Source organism: Mycobacterium sp. DL99, assembly GCF_004762045.1.
Lineage (GTDB): Bacteria > Actinomycetota > Actinomycetes > Mycobacteriales > Mycobacteriaceae > Mycobacterium.
Genome location: NZ_SJOM01000007.1, coordinates 2,327,639 through 2,353,554 on the forward strand (window position 1 = coordinate 2,327,639; position 25,916 = coordinate 2,353,554).

The 25,916-nt window shown below is 67.0% G+C and carries 24 protein-coding genes, 2 tRNA genes and 1 pseudogene; 16 read left to right on the forward strand and 11 right to left on the reverse strand.

Annotated features, from left to right (window positions below):
* Positions 1–9 precede the first annotated feature (9 nt).
* From gltX to EYZ64_RS11715, 3 genes are all read left to right on the forward strand, one after another.
* Positions 10–1,476, forward strand: coding sequence for a glutamate--tRNA ligase (gene gltX, locus EYZ64_RS11705; RefSeq protein WP_135453580.1), 1,467 nt, complete (start codon positions 10–12; stop codon positions 1,474–1,476).
* A 141-nt stretch (positions 1,477–1,617) separates the two neighbouring features.
* A tRNA-Gln gene (locus EYZ64_RS11710) sits at positions 1,618–1,692 on the forward strand.
* Positions 1,693–1,760: 68 nt separating this feature from the next.
* Positions 1,761–1,833 (forward strand) — tRNA-Glu (locus EYZ64_RS11715).
* A gap of 191 nt (positions 1,834–2,024) precedes the next feature.
* Here EYZ64_RS11715 and EYZ64_RS11720 read toward each other — a convergent pair.
* Positions 2,025–2,726 (reverse strand): IclR family transcriptional regulator, encoded by a 702-nt coding sequence (locus EYZ64_RS11720; protein WP_135453581.1) that lies wholly within the window; start codon positions 2,724–2,726, stop codon positions 2,025–2,027.
* 118 nt (positions 2,727–2,844) lie between these two features.
* Here EYZ64_RS11720 and leuC point away from each other — a divergent pair, with 118 nt between their 5' ends.
* The 3 genes from leuC (at position 2,845) to EYZ64_RS11735 (ending at position 5,807) form a co-directional block, all read left to right on the forward strand.
* Complete coding sequence (leuC, locus tag EYZ64_RS11725) at positions 2,845–4,299, forward strand: 3-isopropylmalate dehydratase large subunit (protein ID WP_135453582.1); 1,455 nt, start codon at positions 2,845–2,847, stop codon at positions 4,297–4,299.
* A 21-nt stretch (positions 4,300–4,320) separates the two neighbouring features.
* Positions 4,321–4,914 (forward strand): 3-isopropylmalate dehydratase small subunit, encoded by a 594-nt coding sequence (leuD, locus tag EYZ64_RS11730; RefSeq protein ID WP_135453583.1) that lies wholly within the window; start codon positions 4,321–4,323, stop codon positions 4,912–4,914.
* Positions 4,915–5,129: 215 nt separating this feature from the next.
* A complete protein-coding gene (locus EYZ64_RS11735; protein WP_135453584.1) occupies positions 5,130–5,807 on the forward strand; it encodes an HU family DNA-binding protein in 678 nt (225 codons plus the stop codon).
* Between the two features lie 62 nt (positions 5,808–5,869).
* On the opposite strand, the gene mutT1 is transcribed toward EYZ64_RS11735, so the two are convergent.
* From mutT1 to cofC, 3 genes are read right to left on the reverse strand one after another with little or no spacing between them, the layout of a single operon-like run.
* Entirely contained in the window at positions 5,870–6,808 is a 939-nt protein-coding gene (gene mutT1, locus EYZ64_RS11740; protein ID WP_135453585.1) for an 8-oxo-(d)GTP phosphatase MutT1, read from the reverse strand.
* A 42-nt stretch (positions 6,809–6,850) separates the two neighbouring features.
* On the reverse strand, positions 6,851–9,058 hold the full coding sequence (locus EYZ64_RS11745) for an RNA degradosome polyphosphate kinase (protein ID WP_135453586.1): 2,208 nt from the start codon (positions 9,056–9,058) through the stop codon (positions 6,851–6,853).
* A 22-nt stretch (positions 9,059–9,080) separates the two neighbouring features.
* Positions 9,081–9,749 (reverse strand): 2-phospho-L-lactate guanylyltransferase, encoded by a 669-nt coding sequence (gene cofC, locus EYZ64_RS11750; protein WP_135453587.1) that lies wholly within the window; start codon positions 9,747–9,749, stop codon positions 9,081–9,083.
* 82 nt (positions 9,750–9,831) lie between these two features.
* On the opposite strand from cofC, the gene EYZ64_RS11755 reads away from it, so the two are divergent.
* From EYZ64_RS11755 to EYZ64_RS11765, 3 genes are all read left to right on the forward strand, one after another.
* Positions 9,832–10,812 (forward strand): NAD(P)H-dependent glycerol-3-phosphate dehydrogenase, encoded by a 981-nt coding sequence (locus tag EYZ64_RS11755; protein WP_135459956.1) that lies wholly within the window; start codon positions 9,832–9,834, stop codon positions 10,810–10,812.
* Positions 10,813–10,841: 29 nt separating this feature from the next.
* Positions 10,842–11,948 (forward strand): cystathionine gamma-lyase, encoded by a 1,107-nt coding sequence (locus EYZ64_RS11760; RefSeq protein ID WP_135453588.1) that lies wholly within the window; start codon positions 10,842–10,844, stop codon positions 11,946–11,948.
* 62 nt (positions 11,949–12,010) lie between these two features.
* Positions 12,011–13,132, forward strand: coding sequence for a D-alanine--D-alanine ligase family protein (locus EYZ64_RS11765; RefSeq protein WP_135453589.1), 1,122 nt, complete (start codon positions 12,011–12,013; stop codon positions 13,130–13,132).
* A 28-nt stretch (positions 13,133–13,160) separates the two neighbouring features.
* Here the strand turns inward: EYZ64_RS11765 and EYZ64_RS11770 are convergent, their stop codons facing one another.
* A complete protein-coding gene (locus tag EYZ64_RS11770) occupies positions 13,161–13,739 on the reverse strand; it encodes a DUF3515 domain-containing protein (protein WP_135453590.1) in 579 nt (192 codons plus the stop codon).
* Between the two features lie 10 nt (positions 13,740–13,749).
* Positions 13,750–13,992: an Lrp/AsnC ligand binding domain-containing protein gene (locus EYZ64_RS11775; RefSeq protein WP_135453591.1), complete on the reverse strand. Its 243-nt coding sequence runs from the start codon at positions 13,990–13,992 to the stop codon at positions 13,750–13,752.
* Between the two features lie 106 nt (positions 13,993–14,098).
* On the opposite strand from EYZ64_RS11775, the gene EYZ64_RS11780 reads away from it, so the two are divergent.
* A complete protein-coding gene (locus EYZ64_RS11780; RefSeq protein WP_135453592.1) occupies positions 14,099–15,091 on the forward strand; it encodes a thiamine-phosphate kinase in 993 nt (330 codons plus the stop codon).
* 51 nt (positions 15,092–15,142) lie between these two features.
* Positions 15,143–15,847 (forward strand): annotated as a pseudogene (locus EYZ64_RS11785) (uracil-DNA glycosylase); the annotation flags it as partial.
* Between the two features lie 320 nt (positions 15,848–16,167).
* Here the strand turns inward: EYZ64_RS11785 and rpmB are convergent.
* Positions 16,168–16,362: a 50S ribosomal protein L28 gene (rpmB, locus tag EYZ64_RS11790; RefSeq protein WP_135453593.1), complete on the reverse strand. Its 195-nt coding sequence runs from the start codon at positions 16,360–16,362 to the stop codon at positions 16,168–16,170.
* A 262-nt stretch (positions 16,363–16,624) separates the two neighbouring features.
* Between rpmB and EYZ64_RS11795 the strand changes: the two genes are divergently transcribed.
* Genes EYZ64_RS11795 through EYZ64_RS11805 form a run of 3 tightly spaced genes read left to right on the forward strand, consistent with a single transcriptional unit; the run spans position 16,625 to position 21,218 of the window.
* Positions 16,625–18,265: a DAK2 domain-containing protein gene (locus EYZ64_RS11795; RefSeq protein ID WP_135453594.1), complete on the forward strand. Its 1,641-nt coding sequence runs from the start codon at positions 16,625–16,627 to the stop codon at positions 18,263–18,265.
* Positions 18,265–20,514 (forward strand): ATP-dependent DNA helicase RecG, encoded by a 2,250-nt coding sequence (gene recG, locus EYZ64_RS11800; RefSeq protein WP_135453595.1) that lies wholly within the window; start codon positions 18,265–18,267, stop codon positions 20,512–20,514. Before EYZ64_RS11795 ends, recG begins: the two co-directional genes overlap by 1 nt.
* Positions 20,511–21,218, forward strand: a complete 708-nt coding sequence (locus EYZ64_RS11805) for an HNH endonuclease family protein (RefSeq protein WP_135453596.1) — start codon at positions 20,511–20,513, stop codon at positions 21,216–21,218. The genes recG and EYZ64_RS11805 overlap by 4 nt, the downstream gene beginning before the upstream one ends.
* Before the next feature lie 20 nt (positions 21,219–21,238).
* On the opposite strand, the gene EYZ64_RS11810 is transcribed toward EYZ64_RS11805, so the two are convergent.
* From EYZ64_RS11810 to EYZ64_RS11825, 4 genes are all read right to left on the reverse strand, one after another.
* Positions 21,239–21,598, reverse strand: a complete 360-nt coding sequence (locus EYZ64_RS11810) for a DoxX family protein (protein ID WP_135453597.1) — start codon at positions 21,596–21,598, stop codon at positions 21,239–21,241.
* Positions 21,595–22,209 (reverse strand): TetR/AcrR family transcriptional regulator, encoded by a 615-nt coding sequence (locus EYZ64_RS11815; protein ID WP_135453598.1) that lies wholly within the window; start codon positions 22,207–22,209, stop codon positions 21,595–21,597. The genes EYZ64_RS11810 and EYZ64_RS11815 overlap by 4 nt, the downstream gene beginning before the upstream one ends.
* A gap of 171 nt (positions 22,210–22,380) precedes the next feature.
* Positions 22,381–23,223: an aldo/keto reductase gene (locus tag EYZ64_RS11820; protein WP_135453599.1), complete on the reverse strand. Its 843-nt coding sequence runs from the start codon at positions 23,221–23,223 to the stop codon at positions 22,381–22,383.
* A 5-nt stretch (positions 23,224–23,228) separates the two neighbouring features.
* Entirely contained in the window at positions 23,229–24,056 is an 828-nt protein-coding gene (locus EYZ64_RS11825) for an aldo/keto reductase (protein ID WP_135459957.1), read from the reverse strand.
* A 13-nt stretch (positions 24,057–24,069) separates the two neighbouring features.
* On the opposite strand from EYZ64_RS11825, the gene EYZ64_RS11830 reads away from it, so the two are divergent.
* Together EYZ64_RS11830 and EYZ64_RS11835 are read left to right on the forward strand one after the other, a co-directional pair.
* Positions 24,070–25,206 carry an alpha/beta hydrolase gene (locus tag EYZ64_RS11830; RefSeq protein WP_167857794.1) on the forward strand — a complete coding sequence of 379 codons (1,137 nt, stop codon included), beginning with the start codon at positions 24,070–24,072 and terminating at the stop codon, positions 25,204–25,206.
* A 27-nt stretch (positions 25,207–25,233) separates the two neighbouring features.
* Positions 25,234–25,916: DsbA family protein (locus tag EYZ64_RS11835; protein ID WP_135459959.1), on the forward strand; the 683-nt coding region annotated here is incomplete at its 3' end.

Here is a 25,916-nt window from a genome sequence, read left to right on the forward strand (position 1 = left end):
AGGTAAGTGATGACATCTCCCTCTGGTCATGTCAGGGTGCGGTTCTGCCCGTCGCCGACCGGGACCCCGCACGTCGGGTTGGTGCGCACCGCGCTGTTCAACTGGGCCTATGCCCGGCATACCGGCGGAACCTTCGTCTTCCGTATCGAGGACACCGATGCCGCGCGCGACAGCGACGAGAGCTACGCCGCGATTCTCGACGCCCTGCGGTGGTTGGGCCTGGACTGGGATGAGGGCCCCGAGGTCGGCGGCCCGTACGAGCCGTACCGGCAGTCACAGCGCAGCGAGATCTACCGCGATGTGATCTCCCGTCTGCTCGAGGCCGGCGAGGTCTACGAGGCCTATTCGACGCCCGAAGAGGTCGAGGCGCGGCATGTCGCGGCCGGGCGAAATCCCAAACTCGGATACGACAATTACGACCGCGACCTCACTGACGAGCAGCGCAAGGCGTTTGCCGACGAGGGCCGTAAGCCCGTGCTGCGCTTGCGTATGCCTGACGAGGACCTCGGCTGGACCGATCTGGTGCGCGGCCCGGTGAGCTTCCCAGCGGGCTCGGTGCCGGATTTCGCGATCACGCGTGCCAACGGAGATCCGTTGTACACCTTGGTCAATCCGGTCGACGACGCGATGATGAAGATCACCCACGTGCTGCGCGGCGAGGACATCATGCCCTCGACACCGCGGCAGATCGCGCTGTACCGGGCGCTGATGCGGATCGGCGTGGCTGAGCGGGTACCTGAATTCGCTCATTTGCCAAGTGTTCTCGGCGAGGGCAACAAGAAGTTGTCCAAGCGTGATCCGCAGTCGAATCTGTTCCTGCACCGGGACCGCGGCTTCCTGCCGGAGGGGCTACTGAACTACCTGGCGCTGCTGGGCTGGGGCATCGCCGACGACCACGACGTGTTCAGCCTCGACGAGATGGTGGCCGCATTCGACGTGGCCAACGTCAACTCCAACCCGGCGCGGTTCGACCAGAAGAAGGCCGACGCGATCAATGCCGAGCACATCCGGCTGCTGACGCCAGAGGATTTCACGGCCCGGCTGCGCGCCTATCTCGACGCCCACGGTCACGACACCGGTTTGGATGACGCCGCATTCGCCGAAGCCGCCGCGCTGATCCAGACCCGCATCGTCGTCCTCGGCGATGCGTGGGGGCTGCTGAAGTTCTTCGACGACGACTCCTACGAGATCGACGAGAAGGCGGCCGGCAAGGAACTGCGTGAGGAGGCCGCACCGGTCCTGGACGCCGCGCTGAGCGCCTTGGAGGGCGTCGGGGAGTGGAACACCCCCAACATCGAGGCGGCGCTCAAGGCGGCGCTTCTGGACGGTCTGGAGCTCAAGCCCCGTAAGGCGTTCGGGCCGATCCGCGTCGCCGTCACGGGCGCGACGATCAGCCCGCCACTGTTCGAGTCGATGGAGCTGTTGGGTGCCGACCGCAGCCTGGCGCGGTTGCGGGCCGCCCGGGGCCGGCTGTGAACGCCCAGGCGTGCCGGGGGTTGGTAAAGAGAGCCGAAAATCTTTGGTAGTCTGCTCGTCGGCCCGAAAAGCAAAACGGGGAAGCCCCCGCTGAGCCGATCGGATCGAAATTGCCTGTGACCTGCGGTGATGGGCAATTATTGGGGTATGGTGTAATTGGCAACACAGCGGTTTCTGGTACCGCCATTCTAGGTTCGAGTCCTGGTACCCCAGCCATCCGGAGAGGATCAGCCGGATTAGGTGAGCACGACCGCCTAAGCTAAGCTGACCATCCGGAAGTTCTAGCCCCCGTCGTCTAGCGGCCTAGGACGCCGCCCTCTCACGGCGGTAGCGTGGGTTCGAATCCCATCGGGGGTACAGAAGTAAAAGCGCCCAGTTCTCACGAACTGGGCGCTTTTGCGTTATGCGGACACGGCGCCCGCCCGCGCCCCATCGTCACGCCAGAATGGCCCCGGGTGGTGAACGTCACTCCGTCGTGAGGCTGGTCGGATTCGGGGCCGGCGACGTCCCGCCACGCCGGGCGCGTCAGCCGCGTGTTGAGATTCGTCTCACAGTCGGCGGGTGAGCGCGTCGGAGGCGGCAAGCAGATCGGCGGCCCAGCGGGCCCCGGGTCGCCGGCCCATGCGGTCGATCGGCCCGGACACGGACACCGCGGCGATCACCGCGCCACGGCCGTCACGCACCGGTGCCGAGACGCTGGCCACACCCGGCTCACGTTCGGCGGCGCTCTGCGCCCAGCCGCGCTTGCGGACCTCGGCCAGGGTGCGGTCGGTGAACTTGGCGGCCGGCAGCACGGCCTGCTGGGTGGCCGGGTCGGCATAGGCCAGTAGCACTTTGGCGCCCGAGCCGGCCGTCATCGGGAGGTGGGTGCCCACCGGCACGGTGTCGCGCAGCCCGGCCGGAGGTTCCAGCGCCACCACACAGACCCGGGATTGCCCTTCGCGCCGGTACAGCTGCACGCTCTCACCGGTGATCTCACGCAGGCGGGGCAGGACCGCGGCGCCGGCCGCCAGGAGCGGATCGTTGACGTGGGAGGCCAATTCGGTCAATGCCGGGCCGAGGCGCCAGCGTCCGTCGCCGTCGCGGGCCAGCAGCCGGTGGGTTTCGAGCCCGGCGGCCAGCCGGTGCGCGGTCGCCCGCGGGAGCCCGGTCCGCTCGCAGAGTTCGGCCAGCCCGCAAGGTGACTCGGCCACGGTGTGCAGCACACCCACGGCTTTGTCGAGAACGCCGATGCCGCTATCATTTCTCACAGAGAGATACTAGCGTCTCGCATTGTGAGATGACAGATGAGATGGCGACAGTAACTCCCAGCCCTGGCGGACTCTTGATGCAAGCCCGCGTTGCCGTTAATCGAATCGAGAAGTAGCGATGGACCAATCGACACAGACATCCGTGAAGCCGCGCACCCTGGCCGAAAAGGTTTGGGACGACCACGTCGTGGCGCGCGGTGAGGGAGAGGGCGCGGCCAGAGAGCCCGACCTGATTTACATCGACCTGCATCTCGTCCACGAGGTCACCAGCCCGCAGGCGTTCGACGGCCTGCGATTGGCGGGCCGGCCGGTGCGACGACCGGACCTCACGATCGCCACCGAGGACCACAACGTGCCCACGGTCGACATCGACAAGCCGATCGCGGATCCGGTTTCGCGCACCCAGGTCGAGACACTGCGGCGCAACTGCGAGGAATTCGGCATCCGGTTGCACCCGATGGGCGATGCCGAACAGGGCATCGTGCACATCATCGGACCGCAGCTGGGGCTGACGCAGCCGGGCATGACGGTCGTGTGCGGGGACAGCCATACCTCGACCCACGGTGCATTCGGCGCCATCGCGATGGGTATCGGCACCTCCGAGGTCGAACACGTGATGGCCACGCAGACACTGCCGCTCAAGCCGTTCAAGACCATGGCGGTCAACGTCGACGGCGTGCTGCCGCCCGGCGTGAGCGCCAAGGACGTCATCCTGGCCGTGATCGCCAAGATCGGTACCGGCGGCGGCCAGGGCCACGTCATCGAGTACCGGGGCAGCGCCATCGAGGCGTTGTCCATGGAAGGCCGGATGACGATCTGCAACATGAGCATCGAGGCCGGGGCCCGGGCCGGCATGGTCGCTCCTGACGAGACCACCTTCGAATTCCTCAAGGGCCGCCCGAACGCTCCGAAGGGGGCCGACTGGGACGCCGCGGTGGCCGCCTGGAGCGAGTTGCGTACCGACGAGGGCGCCGAATTCGACACCGAGGTCTACCTGGACGCCGCCACGCTGAGCCCGTTCGTGACATGGGGAACCAACCCGGGACAGGGCGTCCCGCTGTCCGCGTCGGTGCCCGATCCGGAGTTGATCGGCGACGACGGCGAGCGTCAGTCGGCGGAGAAGGCCTTGGCCTACATGGATCTTCGACCCGGGATGGCCATGCGTGACATCGCCGTGGACACCGTTTTCGTCGGGTCCTGCACCAACGGCAGGATCGAGGACCTGCGGGTGGTCGCCGACGTGCTGCGCGATCGCAAGGTCGCCGACGGGGTGCGGATGCTCGTCGTGCCGGGCTCGATGCGGGTCCGGGCCCAGGCCGAATCGGAAGGTCTCGACCGGATATTCACCGCCGCGGGCGCCGAATGGCGGCAAGCCGGCTGCTCGATGTGTCTGGGCATGAACCCCGATCAACTGTCCCCGGGGCAGCGCTGTGCCTCGACGTCCAACCGGAATTTCGAAGGCCGACAGGGCAAGGGGGGCCGCACGCACCTGGTCTCGCCGGCCGTTGCCGCAGCCACCGCCGTACGCGGAAAGCTGGCGTCCCCTGCCGATCTGCCCGCCGCGACCCGCTAAGAAACCAGAAGGAGAAGCCTGATGGAGGCTTTTAGCACTCACACCGGCATCGGCGTCCCGCTGCGGCGGTCCAATGTCGACACCGACCAGATCATCCCCGCCGTCTATTTGAAGCGGGTAACCCGAACGGGTTTCGAGGACGGATTGTTCGCCGCCTGGCGCGCTGATCCGTCGTTCATTCTGAATCTTCCGCCATTCGACAAAGGCTCGGTGTTGGTCGCCGGACCCGATTTCGGCACCGGATCGTCACGCGAACATGCCGTCTGGGCGCTCATGGACTATGGCTTCCGGGTGGTTATCTCATCCCGTTTCGCCGATATTTTCCGCGGCAACGCCGGCAAGGCCGGGCTATTGGCCGCCGAAGTCGCCCAAGACGATGTCGAGCTCTTATGGAAGCTCATCGAGCAGAATCCGGGGCTGGAAATCACTGTGAATCTTCAAGATCGAAATATCGTCGCCGGAACGGTTGTGCTGCCGTTCAGAATTGACGACTACACGGCTTGGCGACTGCTCGAGGGACTCGACGATATAGGCCTTACGCTGCGGAAACTCTCTTCGATCGAGGATTACGAGAAGCACCGGCCGGCCTGGAAGCCGCGCACTCTGCCCGCCTGATCGGGGGCCTCGTACGGGTGCATCGGAGCCCGAATTCGCCGCGTGCCAAACCGGTTCTGGACCCAACCTGGGGGAGTCCAAGTGGGGCAAGCGGATTGCCGGATTGTTCGCTAGCTACGCCTGAAATTGCGCGTGGCTCTTGGAAATCAGTGGTTACAGGGTTTACCGTGTCCTCTAGTCGGTCCAAGGAGGACCACTGGTTTCGGAGGTTTTGGATGAACAAAGCGGAGCTCATCGACGTACTCACAACCAAACTGGGCACCGATCGTCGGCAGGCTACCGCCGCGGTGGAGAACGTTGTGGACACCATCGTCCGCGCGGTGCACAAGGGCGACAGCGTCACGATCACCGGCTTCGGTGTCTTCGAGCAGCGCCGCCGCGCTGCCCGTGTGGCGCGCAACCCGCGCACCGGCGAGACGGTGAAGGTCAAGCCCACCTCGGTGCCGGCTTTCCGTCCGGGCGCTCAGTTCAAGGCGGTTGTCTCTGGGGCACAGCGCCTCCCGTCTGAAGGTCCGGCGGTCAAGCGTGGCGTCACCGCAGGCCCGGTCAAGCGCGCCGCCGCCAAGAAGGTGGCCACCAGGGCAGTGGCCAAGAAGGCCGCCACCAAGGCAGTCAAGAAGGCTGCGGTCAAGGCCGTTGTCAAGAAGGCTGCGACCAAGGCCGCTGTCAAGAAGGCACCCGCCAAGAAGGCTGCGACCAAGGCACCCGCCAAGAAGGCTGCGACCAAGGCACCCGCCAAGAAGGCTGCGACCAAGGCACCCGCCAAGAAGGCTGCGACCAAGGCACCCGCCAAGAAGGCCGCGACCAAGGCACCCGCCAAGAAGGCCGCGACCAAGGCACCCGCCAAGAAGGTGGCTGCCAAGAAGGCACCGGCCAAGAAGGGCCGCAAGTAATTACGGTAAAGGCACGTCGTGAGCCGTAGGTGAGCTCACGACGTGTCTTTTCTCGTGTGTAACTAGCCGCCGGCGGGCAGGGGACTGCCGAGGTGGTCTGCAGCGACCAGTCGGCCGTCCGTCATCGACAGCACCCAGGTGCTGCCCTTGCGGTTTCCGGTGGTCTGCGGGCGCACCTGTGAGCGCGAGCACCACCACGAGATGAGATCGGGAATCACCTTGCCCTGTGTGCAGATCACCGGGGTCCCGGCCCGGGTCGCGAGTTCGAGCACACGATTGCGGCCGGCCTTGTGGTCGGAGTTGTACGCTTCCTCGGTCAGCGTCGGCTCATTGTGAATATCCACCCCGAGTTCCTGGGCCAACGGCTCCAGGGTCTGGTGGCAGCGCAGCCGATCAGCCGCGTAAAGCGTTGTGGCACCGAATGCCAGTAGTTGGGCGACCAGGGCTTCGGCCTGTGCCCGCCCCTTCTTGTCCAGCGGACGCTTGCGGTCGTCGCCCTTGAATCGGGATCGCCGGCCGGCCACACCGTGCCGCACGATGAGTACCGTCTTGGTATCCGGCGGCTGTTTTGCAAAGCGGCGCAATACTTTTCGGTCATGCGGGTAGATCAGCTGATCCATCGCGGATTCCACCGGCAGCCAGATGAGCTTGTCCACCTCATCGTTGGGGGTGAAGTCGCCGCCGGTCGCGCGCGCAGCCCAGTACCAAACCCGTTTGGTTCCCTGCGGAATGTCATACGAGATCGAGCCGAGCCGGCGCCCGAGCTGCGCGGTGTAGCCGGTCTCCTCGTGAACCTCGCGCACCGCGGCCACCGGATCGGTTTCGTTGAACTCGACCTTTCCCTTGGGCAGGGACCAATCGTCGTACCGTGGACGGTGGATGACGGCCACCTCGGGCACGGCAGTGCCCGCGGCGTCCTCGCCGCTGCGCCACAACACGGCGCCTGCTGCGGGCACCAGCTTGTTGCCCGGCTGCGCTGCTGTCGTGCTGTCGTTCGACACCTCAACTCCTGCAGGTCATTCACCGGCCCGGGCCAGGTGGGATCAGGGGTGCCGGTGACGTTCCATCAGTGACACCTGGTGGTCGCGAACTGTCTGCCCCTCCTGGGGCAGCGCCGTCCAGTGACCATCGTGTCGTAACTCCCAGCACCGGGTGGCCGGATCCATCGCGGACTCGAACACCTCGTTGAGTTGCGCCGTCAGCCTCGGATCCTTGACCTGAGCCATCACTTCGACACGGCGGTCGAGATTACGATGCATCATGTCGGCACTGCCGATCCAGAACTCATTGATGGCGCGGAAGTGAATAATCCGCGAGTGCTCGAGGAAGCGCCCCAGGATCGAGCGCACCCTGATGTTGTCGGAGTACCCGGGCACGCCTGGGCGTAGGGCGCAGATGCCCCGCACCACGATCTCGACCGGGATCCCGGCCTGCGACGCCCGGTACAGCGCATCGATCACCTGCTCGTCGACCAGTGCGTTTGCCTTCAACCGGATTCCGGTCGTGGCTCCCTCATGATGGGCGGCGATCTCACGGTCGATGCGTTCGATGATGCCCTTGCGCACACCGCGCGGAGCCACCAGCAGGTTGCGGTAGGCGTCTTTGCGTGAGTAGCCGGTCAGTGAATTGAACAGATCGGTCAGGTCGGCGCCGATGTCGGGATCGGCGGTGAGCAACCCGACGTCTTCATACAGCCGCGCGGTTTTCGGGTTGTAGTTGCCGGTGCCGATGTGGCAGTAGCGCCGGATGGTCGACCCCTCACGGCGCACCACAAGGCAGGTCTTGCAGTGGGTCTTGAGGCCGATCAACCCGTAGACCACGTGCACTCCGGCTTGTTCGAGTGCTCTGGCCCACTTGATGTTGGCCTGTTCGTCGAAGCGCGCCTTGATCTCGACGAGCGCGACCACCTGCTTGCCTGCCTCGGCGGCGTCGATCAGTGCGTTGACGATCGGCGAGTCACCGGATGTGCGGTAGAGCGTCTGTTTGATCGCCAGCACGTTGGGGTCGGCGGCAGCCTGCTCGATGAAGCGTTGCACGGTGGTGGAGAACGAGTCATAGGGATGATGTACCAGCACATCCCCGTCGCGCAGCGTCGAGAAAATGCTCTTGGGCGTCTCACGTTCGCCGAATGCCGGTGGGGTGGCGGGCACGAACGGCCGGTCCTTGAGCGCGGGCCGGTCCACGGCATAGATCTGCCACAGCGCGGACAGATCCAGCAGCCCGGGCACCTCGATAACGTCGCCGGGCGCCACATCCAGTTCCCGCAACAGCAGTTCGAGCATGCTCTCGGTCATGTCGTCGGACACTTCCAACCGCACCGGCGAGCCGAATCTGCGGCGCGCCAGCTCGCGTTCGAGCGCCTGCAGCAGATCCTCGTCGCGATCCTCTTCGACTTCGAAGTCGGCGTTGCGAGTGATCCGGAACGCGTGGTGCTCGACGATCTCCAGGCCGGGGAACAACACCGGCAGGAACGCCGCGATGAGTTCCTCCATGGGCAGGAACCGCACCACGGTCGATCCATCGGTGGGGGCGCTCAGTTCCACGAAGCGGCCGACGTTGTCGGGCACCTTGATCCTGGCGAAGTGTTGCCCGCCGTCCTCGGGATGCTTGACGGTAATTGCCAGGTTCAGGCTCAGCCCGCTCACGAACGGGAACGGGTGGGCCGGGTCCACCGCGAGCGGGGTGAGCACCGGGAACACCTGCTCGTGGAAGTAGGTGGAGAGCTTGGCGCGTTCGGTTTCGTCGAGCTGGGCCCAGTTGACGATGATGATGCCCTCTTCGGCGAGCGCCGGGCGGACCGAGCTGAGGAACACGTTGGCGTGCCGGTTGGCGATCTGCTGGGTGCGTTCGTTGATACGGCGCAGCTGTTCACGCGGGGACAGACCATCGGCCGAGCGCACCGAAAGCCCCATCTCGTCGCGCCGTTTCAGCCCGGCCACCCGCACCATGTAGAACTCGTCGAGATTGGACGCGAAGATCGCCAGGAACTTCGCCCGCTCGAGCAACGGCAGTGACGGGTCGGCCGCCAGCGCCAGTACCCGGGCGTTGAAGTCCAGCCAGCTCAGCTCGCGGTTGAGGTACCGGTCTTCGGGCAGTGCGTTGTCCACTGCCGGCCAGGTCGCAGCCGGTGGGACTTCCGGTGTTGCTGACTCGACGGACTGCCCCGATGCGGCTGCGGTGTTATCCCGATGGGAGTGCTCCGCCCGGGTCGCAGGCTCGGCTTCGGTGGCTTCGCTCATTCGTCCGATCATTCCCTATCTGGTGGGGTCGCGGCTACCTGCTGGCATGCCTACCGAGGGTGTGCGTGGTTGCGGTACCGACGCCGAGGCGTCGCGCGGTCTGAAGATCGTCGGGTGTGTCGATGTCGCAGCGCAGACCGGGCCACGCGCCGGTGAGTTCGATCGCGCCGGAGTGTCGATGGCGCGCAGCTGAATCGGATCCGAAGCGCGGAGCCAGCGAAGTGCCGAACGCGAACAGCGCCGAGGTACCGGTGCCGTGCCGGTCACCGACGAAGCTGCGTTGATAACCGCGGGCCATGGCCAGGGCCTCGGCCAACTCCTGGGGCTGCAGGGCAGGCAGATCTCCTTGGAGAACAACGATATTCGGGGCGGTGGAGCGAAGTTCGGCCTCGGCCGCGGTGATGGCGTTGTTGAGTGGGTCACGATGACCGGGCGGTGTCGGGTCCATCAACACCCCGGCCCCGAGCTGCCTGGCCGCGTCGGCCGCGGTGTCGTCGGGGGTGACGACTGTTACCGGGGCGATGGAGGACGCGGCGGTGATGGTGTCGACGAGCATCGCCAGCACCACGGCCTCGCGGGTAGCCGCGGAGAAGATGGGCGCCAGCCGGGTTTTGGCGGCCGACAGCCGCTTCACCGCGATCACGAGGGTGACGTCAGCGGCCTGCGGTGCTGCTGCGGCGTTGTCGCTTCGGGAGCCGCTCATGGGTTCATCCTGCCAGCCCCGCTGGTGTCGGTGAGTGGTGCAGCCGCCGGGATAGGGTGAGCGGGTGGTAGAGGCTGCGGTGATGGGTGCCGGTGCGTGGGGGACGGCGCTGGCCAAGGTGCTGGCGGACGCGGGCAATCCGGTGACGATGTGGGCCCGGCGACCCGAGGTTGCCGACGAGATCAACACCGACCATCGCAACAGTCGGTACCTCGGCGACGTCGTGCTGCCCTCGACGATCCGGGCCACCACCGATCCGGCCGAGGCATTGACCGGGGCCTGCACGGTGCTGCTCGGAGTTCCGGCGCAGCAGCTGCGGGCGAACCTCGAAGGTTGGAAGCATCTGATCGGTGACGACGTGACGCTGGTGAGCCTGGCCAAGGGCATCGAGCTCGGCACGCTCATGCGGATGAGCCAGGTCATCGTCCAGGTGACCGGCGCCGATCCGTCCCGGGTCGCAGTGGTGACCGGGCCGAACCTGGCCAGCGAGATCGCCGACGAGCAGCCCGCAGCCACCGTTGTCGCATGCAGCGACTCCGGACGCGCGGTCACGCTCCAGCGCGCACTGGCCACCGGATACTTCCGGCCCTATACCAACGCCGACGTGGTGGGCGCCGAGGTGGGCGGGGCCTGCAAGAACGTCATCGCGCTCGCCTGCGGCATGGCGGTCGGAGTCGGCTTGGGGGAGAACACCGTGGCCGCCATCATCACCCGCGGCCTGGCCGAGGTCATGCGGCTGGGCATCGCGCTGGGCGCCACCCCCGCCACGCTGGCCGGGCTGGCCGGCGTAGGCGACCTGGTAGCTACGTGTACCTCCGGACATTCCCGCAACCGCACCTTCGGCGAGCGACTCGGCAAGGGCGGCACCATGGAATCAGCGCTGATCGCGGCAGGTGGACATGTGGCCGAGGGAGTGACCTCGTGTGAATCGGTGTTGGCACTGGCATCCAGCTACGGCGTCGAGATGCCGTTGACCGACGCCGTTCATAGGGTGTGTCACAAGGGATTGTCGGTTCACGAGGCAGTCGCAGGCTTGTTGGGGCGCAGTACCAAACCGGAGTAACGGCCTCCGGACGCGAGGAGGTAACAGGTATGGACGGCTTGTACGGGGATTCCACCCGGAGCGTCAAAGCCGTTGGTCTGGAATCGATTCCGGGACAACCGGTGGCCCCGATCCCGGTACCGGCATCGACGTACCATCTCTCGCCCGACGAAACCGAACCGCTGGACAGCTACGGGCGCAGTTCCAACCCGTCATGGCGACAACTGGAATCAGCACTCGCCGAACTGGAAGGGGCCGGCGCCGCGCTCACGTTCGGGTCCGGCATGGCCGCGATCACCTCGGCTCTGCGGGTGCTCGCCAAACCCGGAACCACGCTGGTCGTGCCGGCCGACGGCTACTACCAGGTCCGCCGGTACGCGGCAGAATATCTTGCCCCGCAAGGGATCACCGTGATCGAGGCGAATGTCGCCGAAATCTGCGAGGCGGCCGCTCGCGCTGACGTGGTGCTTGCCGAGACTCCGGCCAACCCCGGGCTCGACGTCGTCGACCTGCACCGGCTGGCGATGACCTGCCGTGCCCGCGGCGCCACTCTCGTCGTCGACAACACCACCGCCACACCGCTGGGCCAACAACCGCTTTCGCTCGGTGCCGACCTCGTGGTGGCCAGCGCCACCAAATCACTTTCGGGACACAGCGATCTGGTGGCCGGCTACGTCGCGGGCAGCCAGCCCGAGCTGATGGCGGCGGTAGAGCGGGACCGGCTGCTGGCCGGGCCGATCCTGGGCGCGTTCGAGGCCTGGCTGGTGTTACGCAGCCTCGGCAGTGCCGGCCTGCGCTTCGAGCGGCAGTGCCAGAACGCCGCAGCCCTGGCGATGATGCTGCGCAACCATTCGGCGGTGCGCTCGGTCCGGTACCCAGGGCTGCCCGAAGATCCGGCCCACGAGCTGGCGGCCACCCAGATGAAGCGGTTCGGCGGATTGGTGTCGATCGAGCTGGCCGACGCTGCCGCAGTCCATGCCCTGGTGGAACGCAGCGCCCTGCTCATCGCGTCGACCAGCTTCGGCGGCATTCACACCTCGGTCGACCGCCGGGCCCGCTGGGGTGACCCGGTACCTGCCGGGTTCGCCCGCATCTCGGCCGGGATCGAGGACACCGAAGACCTGATCTCCGACGTGGAGCAGGCGTTACCGGGGTGAAAGCCCCAGGTCGGGATGCGCCGGAAGGCAGGGACCGACCGGGACGGTAGCCTCTCTAGGTTGTGACAGGCCGCAATCAGACCGGATCCCGCACCCGCGTCGCCGTCGTCTACGGCGGGCGTAGCTCGGAGCACGCGATCTCGTGCGTATCGGCAGGCAGCATTCTGCGCAATCTCGACCCAGAGCGGTTCGAGGTGGTCGCCGTCGGGATCACCCACGACGGCTCCTGGATGTTGACCGACGGACGCCCCGAGACGCTCGCGATCACGGACGGTCAGCTGCCCGAGGTCACCGAGACGTCCGGTACCGAGCTGGCGCTGCCTGCCGCCCCCAACCGCAGCGGCCAGCTGCTGGCGCTGAGCAACGGACCCGGTGAGCTGCTGGCCGCCGTCGACGTGGTCTTCCCGGTGCTGCACGGCCCCTACGGCGAGGACGGCACCATCCAGGGACTGCTGGAGCTGGCCGGGATTCCCTACGTGGGCTCAGGTGTGCTGTCCAGCGCTGCCGGCATGGACAAGGAGTTCACCAAGAAGCTGCTCGTCGCCGAGGGCCTGCCGATCGGTGACTTCGTGGTGCTGCGTGCCAACGACCCCACCCTCGATCTGGAGCAGCGGGAACGCCTCGGCCTGCCGGTGTTCGTCAAGCCCGCCCGCGGTGGCTCCTCGATCGGCGTGAGCCGGGTCGCGGCGTGGGACGAGCTGCCCGCGGCGATCGAGCTCGCGCGCCGCCACGACCCGAAGGTCATCGTCGAGGCCGCAGTCCCGGGGCGCGAACTGGAATGCGGTGTGCTCGAGTTCCCCGACGGCAGCATCGAAGCCAGCACGGTCGGCGAGATCCGGGTGGCCGGAGTGCGCGGACGCGAGGACGGCTTCTACGACTTCGCCACCAAATACCTTGTCGATGCAGCCGAGTTGGATGTGCCCGCCAAGGTCGACGATGACGTCTCCGAGGAGGTCCGCCGGCTGGCCGTGCGCGCCTTCGCCGCGATCGACTGCCAGGGGCTGGCTCGCGTCGACTTCTTCCTCACCGACGACGGGCCCGTGATCAACGAGATCAACACCATGCCGGGGTTCACCACCATCTCGATGTTCCCGCGGATGTGGGCGGCCAGCGGCGTCGACTACCCGACCTTGCTGACGGCGATGGTCGAGACCGCGCTCGCGCGCGGCACCGGCCTGCGCTGAGCCGCGCACGCGAGGAGCGAAAAACGCTTCAGCGCACCGCACCCGGTGCCGGCTCCTGAGCCGGCATCGTGCGGGCGACCTGTCCGGAGATCTGCTGAATGGGGGTCGGTCCCGAGCCGGCCGGCAGGGTCAACGCGACGTACACCGGGCGGTCGACCGCGTACCAGGTGCTGCGGCCCTGATCGTCGGCCTCGTTCGCCGGGCCCGCCACGCCCGTGTCTGTAACCCGGAACCACTGGACCTCGTCGACCACCTGCAGTGGCGTGCCCACGACGAAATCAGTCGGGCGTTCGAGCCCGCACCGCAGGACGACCGGCTCGGTGTCCGGCTCGGCGCGCCAGGCCGCGGTGGCAGGAGGCGTCGGATCGACGGTCGGGGCGCGCCGGAAATCACCGAGCTGCTCGGGCAGCGCGTTCAGCAGGTCGTGGCACTGCTGGCTGTCGGCCTGGGGTGCCGGTATCGCCGGGATGGCGACGGGTTGCTGGTCGGGGGATTGCTGCCGTGACGCCGCGATCCCGAGGACGGTGATCAGCACCGAGACTGCGACGACGACCGCCGCGATGAGTAAGGCGCGGGGCGGTCCATCGGCGGCGTGCGAGTCGGTCACACCACCAACTCTATGGCCGGCCGGCGTTGGCGATCGGGCAGGTCAAGGTCCGGGTGATTCCGGGTACCTGCTGCACGGCGGGCACCACATCGGACTGGAGCAGCGCCAAGGTGTCGGCACTGATGCGCAACACCACGTCGTAGGGCCCGGTTACATACTCCGCGGACACCACGCCCGGCAGGCCGGCGAGCTGTTTGGCGACGACTTCGGCGCGGCCCACCTCGGTCTGGATCAGCACGTAAGCCTCCACCACCGGCTGTCTCCTCCATCTCGCTGCATAAACTGCTGGCCGCAGGCACCAAACGTACCGCAGGTCGGGTTCGGGTTCAGGACGCGGCAGCCGACCGGCAGGAGGCCATATGACCGACGAGACGATCGGCGACGATTCCGGTGACGCCAACGACGACACCCTGGCAGGAGCCGGGGAATTCGTCGTCATCGACCGCTTGGTGGCCGGACGTACGCAAGCCGACTCGGTGACGCTGGGCCCGGGTGATGACGCGGCCGTGGTGGCAGTGGCCGACGGCCGCACCGTGGTGTCCACCGACATGCTGGTGCAGGACCGCCATTTCCGGCTGGATTGGTCGACGCCGCACGACATCGGCCGCAAGGCGATCGCCCAGAACGCCGCCGATATCGAAGCCATGGGCGGCCGGAGCACCGCCTTCGTGGTGGCGTTCGGCGCACCGTCGGACACCTCCGTCACCGCCGCCGCGGAATTGGCCGACGGTCTGTGGGACGAGGCGCGCCGGCTGGGCGCCAGCATCGCCGGGGGAGACCTGGTGAGGGCACCGCAGTGGGTGATATCGGTCACGGTTCTCGGGGATCTCGGCGGCCGGGAACCGGTGTGTCGCAGCGGTGCCCGGGTCGGCGACACCGTGGCGGTGGCAGGCGAACTGGGTCGCTCCGCGGCCGGATATGCACTCCTGCACCGTGGCATAGAAGGGCAGGCCGGGTTCTCCGAATTGCGGCAGCGGCACCTGACCCCGCAGCCCCCTTACGGGCAGGGAGCACGGGCGGCCGACGCCGGTGCCACCTCGATGACCGATGTGTCCGACGGCCTCCTTGCCGATCTGGGACACATCGCGACGGCCTCCGCGGTCGGCATCGACGTGGACCGCAGCCTTCTCGACGGCGATCGGCAGGAGGTCGCCGAGGCCGCCGCGGCAGTGGGTGCGGATCCGTGGGAATGGGTGCTCGGCGGAGGTGAGGACCACGCGCTGGCAGCGACCTTCCCGGGTGCACTTCCGCCTGGCTGGCGGGCCATCGGGCGGGTGCTCGAAGGCCCGGCCGTGGTGCTCGTCGACGGCGCGCCGTGGGCGGGTAATGCGGGATGGCAATCGTTTGACTGAGCGCTCACGCTAAGTTGGCTTTCCGTGACTGCGGACGCGAGGAGCGAGACGGTGGGGGCGGATGCGACGAGCGATTCAACAGGTGCACGCCCCCTGAATGAACTTCTCGAGGACGGCTGGGCCCGCGCGCTGGAGCCGGTGGGAGCGCACGTCGCGCAGATGGGGCAGTTCCTCCGCGACGAACTGGCCGCGGGCAGGCGCTATCTGCCGGCAGGCCAGAATGTTCTGCGCGCCTTCACGTTCCCGTTCGAGCGGGTGCGCGTGCTGATCGTCGGTCAGGACCCGTACCCGACGCCGGGGCATGCCGTCGGCCTCAGTTTCTCGGTCGGTGCCGACGTGCGTCCGCTGCCGCGCAGTCTGTCGAACATCTTCACCGAGTACTCCGAGGATCTCGGCCATCCGAAGCCGGCCAACGGCGATCTCACGCCGTGGGCACAACAAGGCGTGATGCTGCTCAACAGGGTGCTGACGGTTTCCCCGGGCACTCCGGCCTCGCACCGCGGCAAGGGCTGGGAAGCGGTGACGGAGTGCGCGATCCGGGCGCTGGTGGCGCGCGAGCAACCTATGGTGGCGGTGCTGTGGGGCCGTGATGCGTCGACGCTGAAACCGCTACTGGCCGAAGGCGACTGCGCGACGATCGAATCACCGCATCCCTCGCCGTTGTCGGCGTCGCGCGGATTCTTCGGGTCGCGTCCGTTCAGCCGGGCCAACGAACTGCTGCAGCAGAAAGGCGCCGACCCGATCGACTGGCGGTTGTCATGTCCCCACCGCCTCCGGTCGCGGGGCCGGGCATCTCCGCCGACGGCGATGCCGGGCCGGGCGATACCGGGGTTTCGACGACGGTGGTCTCGGTGTGGGTCACCGGAGCCTCGGTCGTCGAAGGGGTCTCCGAAGTGGTCTTGTTGTCGTCGGAGGCGGTACCGCCACACGCGGTCAGCATCGAGCCGACCGCGATGGCGGCAGCAAACGCATAAAGCGATTTATGTGATGCAGGGCATAAGGTCATGACGGCAGGAATTACCCCGCCGTGACCTCAGCTAAACAAGATGGTCGCGCACCCGATCAGGCGTGCGACGTCAGCCGCGCGAGACCTTGCCGGCCTTGATGCAGGAGGTGCAGGCGTTCACGCGCTGCTTGTTGCCACCCGGACGCGCAACGGTACGCACCGACTGGATGTTCGGATCCCAGCGCCGGCTGGTCCGCCGATGCGAGTGCGACACCGACTTGCCGAAGCCTGGGGCCTTTCCGCAGATATCGCACACGGCAGCCATATCAACAACTCCTTGAAATCAGTACTTGGGGGGTCTGGGCCCGCTCGCCGCAAAACGGCGGGGCTCAACCCGACAACCTGATCAGAATACCGGGAGGCCGGAAGATCGCCAAAACGGCCCGTGAACACCACCCCAGGTTGTCCACAGCCGGCGGTGCTCTGATCAAGATTGTCGCCGTCAGTCGATAGGCTGGCGCCCACGGCGGTGACTGCGGGGGACGGCCGCGGGATTCTGTGGGATCTGATGGGGATTGGGAGGTCCGATGTCGGCTCGGCGGCTGGACGCCCCTGCTCTGCGGGCATGGGCCCACGCTGCCGTTGATGACCTGATCACCCATACCGACGAGATCAACCGGCTCAACGTGTTCCCGGTGGCCGACGCGGACACTGGGACAAACATGCTGTTCACGATGCGTTCGGCATGGGCGCATGCCGATGCAGAACCGGTAGGCGGGGACATCCCGTCGGTGGCCGGCGCGTTGGCGGCCGGGGCGTTGCAGGGGGCCCGCGGCAACTCCGGGGTGATCCTGTCGCAAATTCTGCTCGGCCTGGCCGAGGTGGTCACCACCGCGGCGGCCCAGCGTGACGGCGACCTTGCCGTTGTGGACGCCGCGCTGTTCGGTGCGGCGCTGCGCCATGCGGCAGCCCTGGCTGTCACCTCGATGGGTGAGCCCGTGCCGGGCACGATCGTGTCGGTGCTGGAGGCCGCGGCCGAGGCTGCCGAACACTGCGCGGCCGGGGGAGGTGACGTCGCCGATGCGGCTACCGCCGCCGGCGATGCCGCATCAGCAGCCCTGGATCGCACACCACAGCAACTCGACGTGCTTGCCAGGGCCGGCGTGGTCGATTCCGGTGGCCGCGGTCTGTTGGTCCTGCTCGACGCGATGACAGCGACCCTGGTCGGGCATGCGCCGCGGCGGCCGGTGTACACCCCGGCCTCACCGCAGGCCGCACTCGCGGTCACGGCCCTTGCCGCCGCAGAGGCCGCGCCGCAGTTCGAGGTCATGTACCTGCTCACCGGATGCGGCGCACCCGCCGTCGAGGGGTTGCGGGCCGCGCTCGAGCAGATGGGCGAGTCGGTGGCGATCGCCGCTTCGGGAAGTGATCAGTACTCGGTTCACGTCCACGTCGACGACGCCGGGGCTGCGGTCGAGGCCGGGCTCGCGGTCGGCGCGCTGAACCGCATCCAGATCACCGCCCTGACCGGGGCCCCGGGCCTGCGGTCTGCCGGGGCCTGGGCCCGCGAGCGTGCGGTGCTGGCCGTCGTCGACGGGGACGGCGGCGTCGAACTGTTCGCCGGTGAGGGCGCGCACGTATTACGGCCCGACGGAGGCCAGCCCATCAACGCCCAGCAGTTGTTGCGTGCCCTGATCGACGTGGGCGCTGCCCAGGTCATGGTGCTGCCCAATGGGTACGTCGCCGCCGAGGAGTTGGTGGCGGGCTGCACGGCGGCGATCGGGCGGGGCATCGATGTCGTGCCGGTGCCGGCCGGCTCGATGGTGCAGGGGCTGGCCGCGTTGGCGGTCCACGACGAGAGCAGACAAGCGGTCGATGACGGGTACACCATGGCGCGAGCAGCGGCAGGGGCGCGGCACGGAGCCGTGCGGATCGCCACCGAAGAGGCGTTGACGTGGGCGGGTACCTGTAAGCCGGGCGACGGGCTGGGCATCGCAGGCGATGAGGTGCTGATCGTGGGGCCCGACATCACCACCGCGGCCGCCGGATTGATCGATCTGATGCTGGTGGCGGGCGGAGAGCTGATCACGGTGCTGACCGGGGATGGTGTTGACGGCGCGGTGGGGGAGGCGCTGCAGGCCCATGTCCATCGCGAGCACCTCGGCGCCGAGTTGGTGACTTATCACACCGGCCACCGCGGTGACGCCCTGCTGATCGGGGTGGAGTAGTGGTCAGTCTCAGCGACCGCCTCGAGTTCGTGGTCGGAAAGAAGAACGCGGACAAGCTGAATGCGAATTTCGGCCTGCGCACGGTCAACGATCTGCTGCGGCACTACCCGCGCAAATACAGCGACGGTATGACGGTGCGTGAGGAGGGTGAGGCGCTCGACCTGGAAGAAGGTGAACACGTCACCTTCATCGACGTGGTGACCAAAGCCGAGGTCGGTGAGATGAAGTCGACCGTCCGAACGAAATCCGGCGGGACCAGGCGGGCCAAATACCTGCGGGTGGCCCTGGGCGATCATCGGCCCGCGGTGACGGCCACGTTCTTCAATGCCGGGTGGATGGTTGACAAGGTGGAGGAGGGCACCCGCCTGATGCTCTCCGGCGAGGTCAAGTACTTCCGCAACACCCTGCAGTTGAACCACCCGGCGTTCCTGGTGCTCAATCCGCCACCCGGAAAGCAGATCGGCACCAAGTCGTTGACCACCATCGCGTCGGCGTCGGGGGCCAGCGGCGAGGACATGCTGGCTGAGTTCGAGCGGGACTTCTTCCCGATCTACCCGGCGTCGGCCAAGATTCAGAGCTGGGACATCTACGCCTGCGTGCGGCAGACCCTCGACATGCTCGACCCGATCCCGGATCCGCTTCCGGAGGACTTTGTCCGCCAGCACAACCTGGTATCCGAGGACGAGGCACTACGGGCGATCCACCTGGCCGAGAACTCCACCCAGCGCGAGCGGGCCAGTGAGCGTCTGACCTACGACGAAGCCATCGGGCTGCAGTGGGGGCTGGTGGCGCGGCGCTACAGCGAGCTGAGCGAATCCGGTCCTCCCGCACCGCGAATCGACGGCGGGTTGGCCGCGGCGATGCGCGGCAGGCTGCCCTTCGAGCTGACCGCCGGGCAATCCGAAGTGCTGGAGGTTATCTCGGGAGAGTTGGCGTCGACACGGCCGATGAACCGGATGCTTCAGGGCGAGGTGGGTTCGGGCAAGACCATCGTGTCGGTGCTGGCGATGCTGCAGATGGTCGATGCCGGCTACCAGTGCGCATTGCTGGCGCCCACCGAAGTGCTTGCCGCCCAACATGCGCGTTCGATCCGTGACGTGCTGGGGCCGCTGGCAATGGCGGGACAGCTCGGCGGCACCGAGACGGCCACCGGTGTCGCGCTGCTCACCGGGTCGATGACGGCGCCGCAGAAGCGTGCCGTGCGCGGCGAGGTGGCGTCCGGGCAGGCCGGAATCGTCGTCGGTACGCACGCCCTGCTGCAGGATGCGGTGGAGTTTCACAACCTCGGCATGGTGGTCGTCGACGAACAGCACCGGTTCGGCGTCGAGCAGCGGGATGCATTGCGTGCCAAGGCCCGTGATGGGTTGACTCCCCACCTCCTGGTGATGACGGCCACCCCGATCCCGCGCACCGTGGCGCTCACGGTGTACGGCGACCTGGAGACCTCGACGCTGCGCGAGCTACCCCGCGGCCGTCAACCCATCACCACCAACACCATTTTCATCTCGCAGAAGCCGGCCTGGCTGGACCGGGCCTGGGCCCGCATCCGGGAGGAGGTGGGCGCGGGCCGGCAGGCCTACGTCGTCGCTTCACGCATCGACGAATCCGACAAGCCCGGCGACAAGAACGACGGGCGCGGCGGCCCACCGCCCATCACGGTGGTCGATCTGTTCGATCGGTTGAGCGCAGGCCCGTTGTCGGGGTTGCGGATCGGGCTCATGCACGGCCGGTTGTCCGGTGATGAGAAGGACGCCGTGATGGGTGCGTTCCGGGCCGGCGAGATCGACGTGCTGGTGTGTACCACCGTCATCGAGGTCGGCGTCGATGTACCCAACTCGACGATGATGGTGGTGATGGACGCTGACCGGTTCGGCATCAGCCAGCTGCACCAGCTGCGCGGCCGGATCGGTCGTGGTCAGCATCCCAGCCTGTGCCTGCTTGCCACCCGGCTGCCCGAGACCTCCAAGGCCGGTGCCCGCATCACCGCGGTGGCCGGAACGCTCGACGGTTTCGCTCTGGCGGATCTGGATCTCGATGAGCGTCGCGAGGGAGATGTGCTGGGCCTCAACCAATCCGGGCGCACCATCAATCTGCGCTTCCTGTCCCTGCGGGATCACCTCGAAGTGATCCAAGAGGCCCGGGCGTTCTGCGAGCAGCGTTACTCGCAGAGCCCGCACGATCCCGGGATGGATCTGCTGGCAGCGCAGTTCGTGAACACCGACCGCGTCGAATACCTGGACAAGACATGACCCGCCGCCGGGTGTGGTGGCTGACCGCGGCAGTCGCACTCGCGGTGGTGGTCGCCGTCCAGGTGAGCACGTCGACCCAACACTCCGTGCGGTTCGCGGCCCAGGCGCAACCGCCCACTATCGCCGCCGGGGTGGACCTGTTGGCCGGAGTGCCAGAGATTCCGGTGCGGGTGCGCGGCAACGACTATCGTCGCGCGGCGTTCGGTGAGTCCTGGGACGATGACAACAGCGCGCCCGGTGGCCACAACGGCTGCGACACCCGTAACGACATCCTCAACCGCGACCTCGTCGACAAGACGTTCGTCGCGATCAAGCGGTGTCCGGACGCCGTGGCGACCGGCACGCTGCACGATCCGTACACGAATGCGGTGGTGTCGTTCGTCCGCGGCAATCAGACCGGCGCATCGGTACAGATCGACCACATCGTGCCGCTGGCGTTGGCCTGGGATCTGGGGGCCCGCGACTGGCCCGACGATCTGCGGCTGCGGTTCGCCAACGACCCGGCCAATCTGTTGGCGGTCGCCGGCAAACCCAATCAGGACAAGGGCGACCAGGAGCCGGCCCACTGGATGCCGCCCAACCGGGCGTTCTGGTGTCAGTACGCGGTGCAGTTCGTCGAGGTACTGCGCGGCTACGCGCTCCCGGTCGACACCGCGTCGGCCGGGGTGCTGCGCGAAGCCGCGGGCACCTGCCCCACGGGCTGAGTGACTCCCGCGCGAGGTGGTCACAGCAGGTATGACACCACGAAGACTCCGACCGAGAGCGCAAGCATGCCCAGGCAATTGAGCCAGAACTCCTGTTTCAAGAACTTGGCACGATAGTGCGCATAGATGGCGCAGAGGAAGTAGGCGATCACGCCGACGTTGGCGGCCACGCCGATACCGGGATATCTCAATCCAGCCACCAGACCGGCCGCAGCCAACAACTTGACTACCACCAACGCCCACCACCAGTCCTGCGGAAGGCGCACTCCCTCCAAACATTTGCGGATGAACTGTGGTGGGTGGATTGACATCACGGCATCGCCGAAGAGAGCAAGCGCCAACAGGGCTGTAGGCCACCAGTAGTGCGGAACGCCAGTCACAAATCATCTCCTTGTTGTGGATGCTCGATCACGGAGCGGACCGCATCGCGCAGTTGGTCGGGCACCGATGCGCCGCCGGACACGTAATTGCCACCGGTCATGACGATGCCCAGATACGCGAAGTAGACGACTCGGGCTGCGCGCGCGGCGGCGGCATCGCAGAGGGCGGCTCGTGCGAGCACTGCCTGAAATTCGGTGACCAATGCGACGGCGAGGTCGCCGAAGATCGCTGATTCGTGGGTGCCGCGAACGACGATCGACGAGTACTGCCTGGACAGGGCCGGATCTTTGGCGAAATACCGCAAGAACGGCATGAGCAGATCGATCACCGCGTCGGCCGCGCCTTCGGGGGTCAACGGCTCTTGCCGTTCGCCTCCCGGTCGGTGTGCATGCACTGCGGCGATCCAGTCGTCGAACACCTTGATCAGCAGGCCGTCCTTATCGCCGACGCCCATCACCGTGCCCGTGCTGACGCCCGCCTCCGCAGCGATCTGGCGGATGGTCGTGTCAACGAAACCCTGTCTGCGAAACAGCCGTTCGGCGGCCACCAGGACCTTGCGCCTGGTCTCGTCCTTGGCGGCGGCGCGTGACTGAACATGTTCAGTGAACATGTTCAAATAATGGAGTGTGCGCGCACGAACGTCAAGGGCTCGGAGACATACACCGGTGCAGGCACGATTGCAGATGTGCCGACGACCATCGCGAACGGACGAGAAACCCCCTCTTCCAATGGAAAAGGGGGTTTCTCGTCTGCTCGCGCGGGGAGTTACCCGCGAACGTGGCTAGCCCGTGAACGTCGCCGGGTCCGGCCGGAACCGGGTGCCGTCGTCGAGGCCGTTGAGGCTGTCCATCTGCTCGGCGGTCAGCTCGAAGCCGAACACCTCAAGGTTGGACGCGATCCGCTCCGGGTTGGTCGACCGGGAGATCACGATGTTGCCCAGCTGGATGCTCCAGCGGATCAGCACCTGTGCCGGGGTCCTGCCGTGTGCCTCGGCGATGGCCGTGACAACCGGGTTGTCGAGCAGATTGCCGACGCCGAGCGGGCTGTAGGCCGCGGTCGTGACGTTGTACTGGGCATTGGCCGCCCGCCAGGCGCTCTGGTTGAGCAAGGGGTGCAGCTCGATCTGGTTGACCGCGGGTGCGACGAAGGTCAGGTCCACGATCGTCGAGAGGTTCTCGGGGCTGAAGTTGGACACGCCGGTGGAGCGGGCCAGCCCCTCCTGCTTGAGTGCCATCAGCCCACCCCAGCTGTCGACGTACTTGCCGATGTCGTTGCCGGGCCAATGGATCAGGTAGAGGTCCACGTAGTCCAGGCCCAGCCGCTCCAGGCTGGCCCGCCCGGCGTTCTGGGACGACTGGAAACCCTGATCGGTGATGGCCAGCTTGGTGGTGACCGAGATCTCCTCGCGCGGAATGCCCGATGCCGCGATGGCGCGCCCGACGCCGGCCTCGTTTCCGTAGGCCGCCGCCGTGTCGATCAACCGGTGGCCCGCCTCCAGCGCCGCGGACACGACACGCTCTGCCTCGGAATCCGAGAGGCCGCCGACGCCGAGACCGACGACGGGGATCGTACGGTCGTCGTTGAGCGTGACGGTGGGAATCGCAGCCCCGTCCGAGGAGGTCATGTCACCTATCCTGTGAAGTTGAAGGTTCGGGGATCGGGTCCCAGGCGGGTGTCCGTCTCCAACGTGGCGATGGCCGCCATGTCCGTTTCGTCCAGATCGAAATCGAACACGTCGAAATTACTGACAATGCGCTCGGGGTTCACCGACTTGGGGATGACGATATTACCCAGATGGATATGCCACCTAATCAGTACCTGTGCGGGGGTTTTACCGTGCCGTCCGGCGATGCCGGTGATCACCGGATCCGTGAGCAGCGAACCCTGCCCCAGCGGGCTCCATGCCTCGGTGGCGATGCCCAATCTGGCGTGCACTTCACGAAGCTCGCGTTGCGGAAACAGCGGGTGCAATTCGATCTGATTGACCGCAGGCACGATGCCGGTGACGTCGATGAGCACAGTGAGGTGTTCGGGCGCGAAGTTGCTCACCCCGATCGAGCGGACCCGGCCCTGATCGTGGAGGTGTGCGAAGGCCTTGAACGTGTCGACGTAGGCGTTGTTGGCCGGTACCGGCCAATGGATGAGGTAGAGGTCGAGGTAGTCGACGCCGAGCCGGTCCAGGCTCGCGTCGAACGCAGCCAGGGTGGAGTCATATCCCTGGTCGCTGTTCCACAGTTTGGTCACCAGGAACACGTCTTCGCGGGGGACCCCGGAGTTGAGCAGGCCGCGGCCGGTCTCGGCCTCGTTGCGGTAGGCGGCGGCAGTATCGATGTGCCGATACCCGGCCTGCAGGGCTGCGGTCACCGCGCGTTCGGTCTCCTCGGCAGGGGTCTGCCAAACCCCCAACCCGACCTGCGGTATCGAATTACCGTCGTTGAGCGTGACACGAGGACTCACAGAGGGAGCAGCCATGACTGAAAGTCTGCCAGGCGGACAAGCCGGAGGCGGACCTGACGGTCATCGCCGGGACACGGTCAAACACGTGCTGCTTGAGCGGGCGACCGGGTTGACCTTGGCCGCGATTCCCAGGATTTCGGATCGGACCAAGCGGCTGCTGCTCGGCGGGCGTTCGGTGACCGTCGACGGCAACACCCTGGACACCACCCTGCAATTCACCTTGGCGGCAGAACACGCGGCCGGAGTCGGGGGCCTGGTCGCCGATTACAGTCCGGAGTCCGGTGTCGCCGTCTCGCGGGCCGCGCTGCGAGCCACGGCGGCCATGATGAAGGCCCGGATCCGAGCGGATGTCACCGACATTTCGATTCCCGGGCCGGCCGGGCCGATCCCGGCGCGACGGTACGTCCCCGACGGCACCGGGTCCCCGGCGATCTCGGCGCTGCTGCTGTACTTCCACGGCGGCGGCTTCGTGATCGGTGACCTCGACACCCATGACAGCCTGTGCCGGCTGATCTGCCGGGACGGCGGAATCCAGGTGATCTCCGTCGACTATCGGCTCGCGCCCGAGCACAAGGCGCCGGCCGCAGTCGACGACGCCTACGCGGCCTACCGCTGGGCACTCGACCACGCCGCCGGCCTGGGGGCCACGCGCATCGTCGTCGGGGGAGACAGCGCGGGCGGCAACCTGGCCACCGTCGTGGCCCAACAGGCCCGCGACTCCGAACTGCCGCTACCTGCGCTCCAGCTGCTGCTCTACCCGGTCACCGACTGGTCGAGCGAGACGCGATCCAAGACGCTGTTCTCCGACGGCTATTTCCTGGGGAAGCGTGACATGGACTGGTTTGCCGGGCACTACCTCGACGGCGCCGAGGTATCGGCCGAGGATCCGCTGGTGTCACCGTTGCTCAGTGAAGATCTCTCCGGCCTGCCGCCCGCGCTGGTGGTCACTGCCGGGTTCGATCCGTTGCGGGACGAGGGCAACCGATATGCCGGGGCGATGCGCGACGCCGGGGTGGTCGTGGACCTCCGGGAAGAGCGGTCGCTGATCCACGCGTTCGCCAACTTCTTCCCGCTGGGAGGCGGCAGCGCCGCCGCCACGGGCGCAATGATCTCTGCGCTGCGCGCACATCTCAGCCACGCCGAAAGTTGACCTGTCGACGCCGGTACGCTTGTCGACGTGGCCAAACCGAAGAAGACCGCGAAGTACGACCTCAAGGCGGCTGACCGCAAGCGCAACCTGTTCGTTCAGATCGGGCTGACAGCCGTTGTCGTGCTGTTCGCCGTCGGCCTGGTGCTCTACATCGTGACGACGGGCCACAAGCGGCCGGCCTCCGGGGAGGCCAGGGCGGTGCACGTCGCTGCGCCCAGTGTCATCACCAAAGAGGGCACCACTGAGCCCAAGGTGACGCTGAGCATGTACGAGGATTTCCTGTGCCCGGCGTGCGGTCATCTGGAACAGCAGTTCGGCCCGACGATCAACAAGCTGATCGACGCCGGCGCGGTGGCCGTCGACTACCACATGGTGGCGATCCTGGACAAGATGGGCAACGGCTACTCGTCGCGGGCCGGCGGCGCTGGCTACTGCGTCGCCGACGAGTCCGTCGAGGCGTTCCGGCGTTTCCACTCGGCGCTCTTCACGCCTGGAATCCAGCCTGCGGAGGGCGGCGGTGTCTACCCGGACAACGCCCGGATCATCGAACTCGCCCGCCAGGCCGGCGCTGCCGGTGAGGTGCCCGACTGCATCACCAAGAGCCGCTACGTGGAGATGGTGCAGGGCATGGCCGCGGCCACCGGAATCAATTCCACGCCGACCATGCGGTTCAACGGCGAGGAATACAGCCCGACCACTCCTGACGCGCT

What these genes read in the sequence shown, in the direction of transcription:
- EYZ64_RS11745 (WP_135453586.1), bottom strand. Translation starts at nt 9,058, where the DNA reads ATGATCGGACGAATGAGCGAAGCCACCGAAGCCGAGCCTGCGACCCGG.
- EYZ64_RS11805 (WP_135453596.1), top strand. Translation starts at nt 20,511, where the DNA reads ATGACCCGCCGCCGGGTGTGGTGGCTGACCGCGGCAGTCGCACTCGCG.
- gltX (WP_135453580.1), top strand. Translation starts at nt 10, where the DNA reads ATGACATCTCCCTCTGGTCATGTCAGGGTGCGGTTCTGCCCGTCGCCG.
- EYZ64_RS11755 (WP_135459956.1), top strand. Translation starts at nt 9,832, where the DNA reads ATGGGTGCCGGTGCGTGGGGGACGGCGCTGGCCAAGGTGCTGGCGGAC.
- EYZ64_RS11780 (WP_135453592.1), top strand. Translation starts at nt 14,099, where the DNA reads ATGACCGACGAGACGATCGGCGACGATTCCGGTGACGCCAACGACGAC.
- EYZ64_RS11795 (WP_135453594.1), top strand. Translation starts at nt 16,625, where the DNA reads ATGTCGGCTCGGCGGCTGGACGCCCCTGCTCTGCGGGCATGGGCCCAC.
- EYZ64_RS11830 (WP_167857794.1), top strand. Translation starts at nt 24,070, where the DNA reads ATGACTGAAAGTCTGCCAGGCGGACAAGCCGGAGGCGGACCTGACGGT.
- rpmB (WP_135453593.1), bottom strand. Translation starts at nt 16,362, where the DNA reads ATGGCTGCCGTGTGCGATATCTGCGGAAAGGCCCCAGGCTTCGGCAAG.
- leuD (WP_135453583.1), top strand. Translation starts at nt 4,321, where the DNA reads ATGGAGGCTTTTAGCACTCACACCGGCATCGGCGTCCCGCTGCGGCGG.
- EYZ64_RS11815 (WP_135453598.1), bottom strand. Translation starts at nt 22,209, where the DNA reads ATGTTCACTGAACATGTTCAGTCACGCGCCGCCGCCAAGGACGAGACC.
- EYZ64_RS11760 (WP_135453588.1), top strand. Translation starts at nt 10,842, where the DNA reads ATGGACGGCTTGTACGGGGATTCCACCCGGAGCGTCAAAGCCGTTGGT.
- cofC (WP_135453587.1), bottom strand. Translation starts at nt 9,749, where the DNA reads ATGAGCGGCTCCCGAAGCGACAACGCCGCAGCAGCACCGCAGGCCGCT.
- EYZ64_RS11820 (WP_135453599.1), bottom strand. Translation starts at nt 23,223, where the DNA reads ATGACCTCCTCGGACGGGGCTGCGATTCCCACCGTCACGCTCAACGAC.
- EYZ64_RS11735 (WP_135453584.1), top strand. Translation starts at nt 5,130, where the DNA reads ATGAACAAAGCGGAGCTCATCGACGTACTCACAACCAAACTGGGCACC.
- leuC (WP_135453582.1), top strand. Translation starts at nt 2,845, where the DNA reads ATGGACCAATCGACACAGACATCCGTGAAGCCGCGCACCCTGGCCGAA.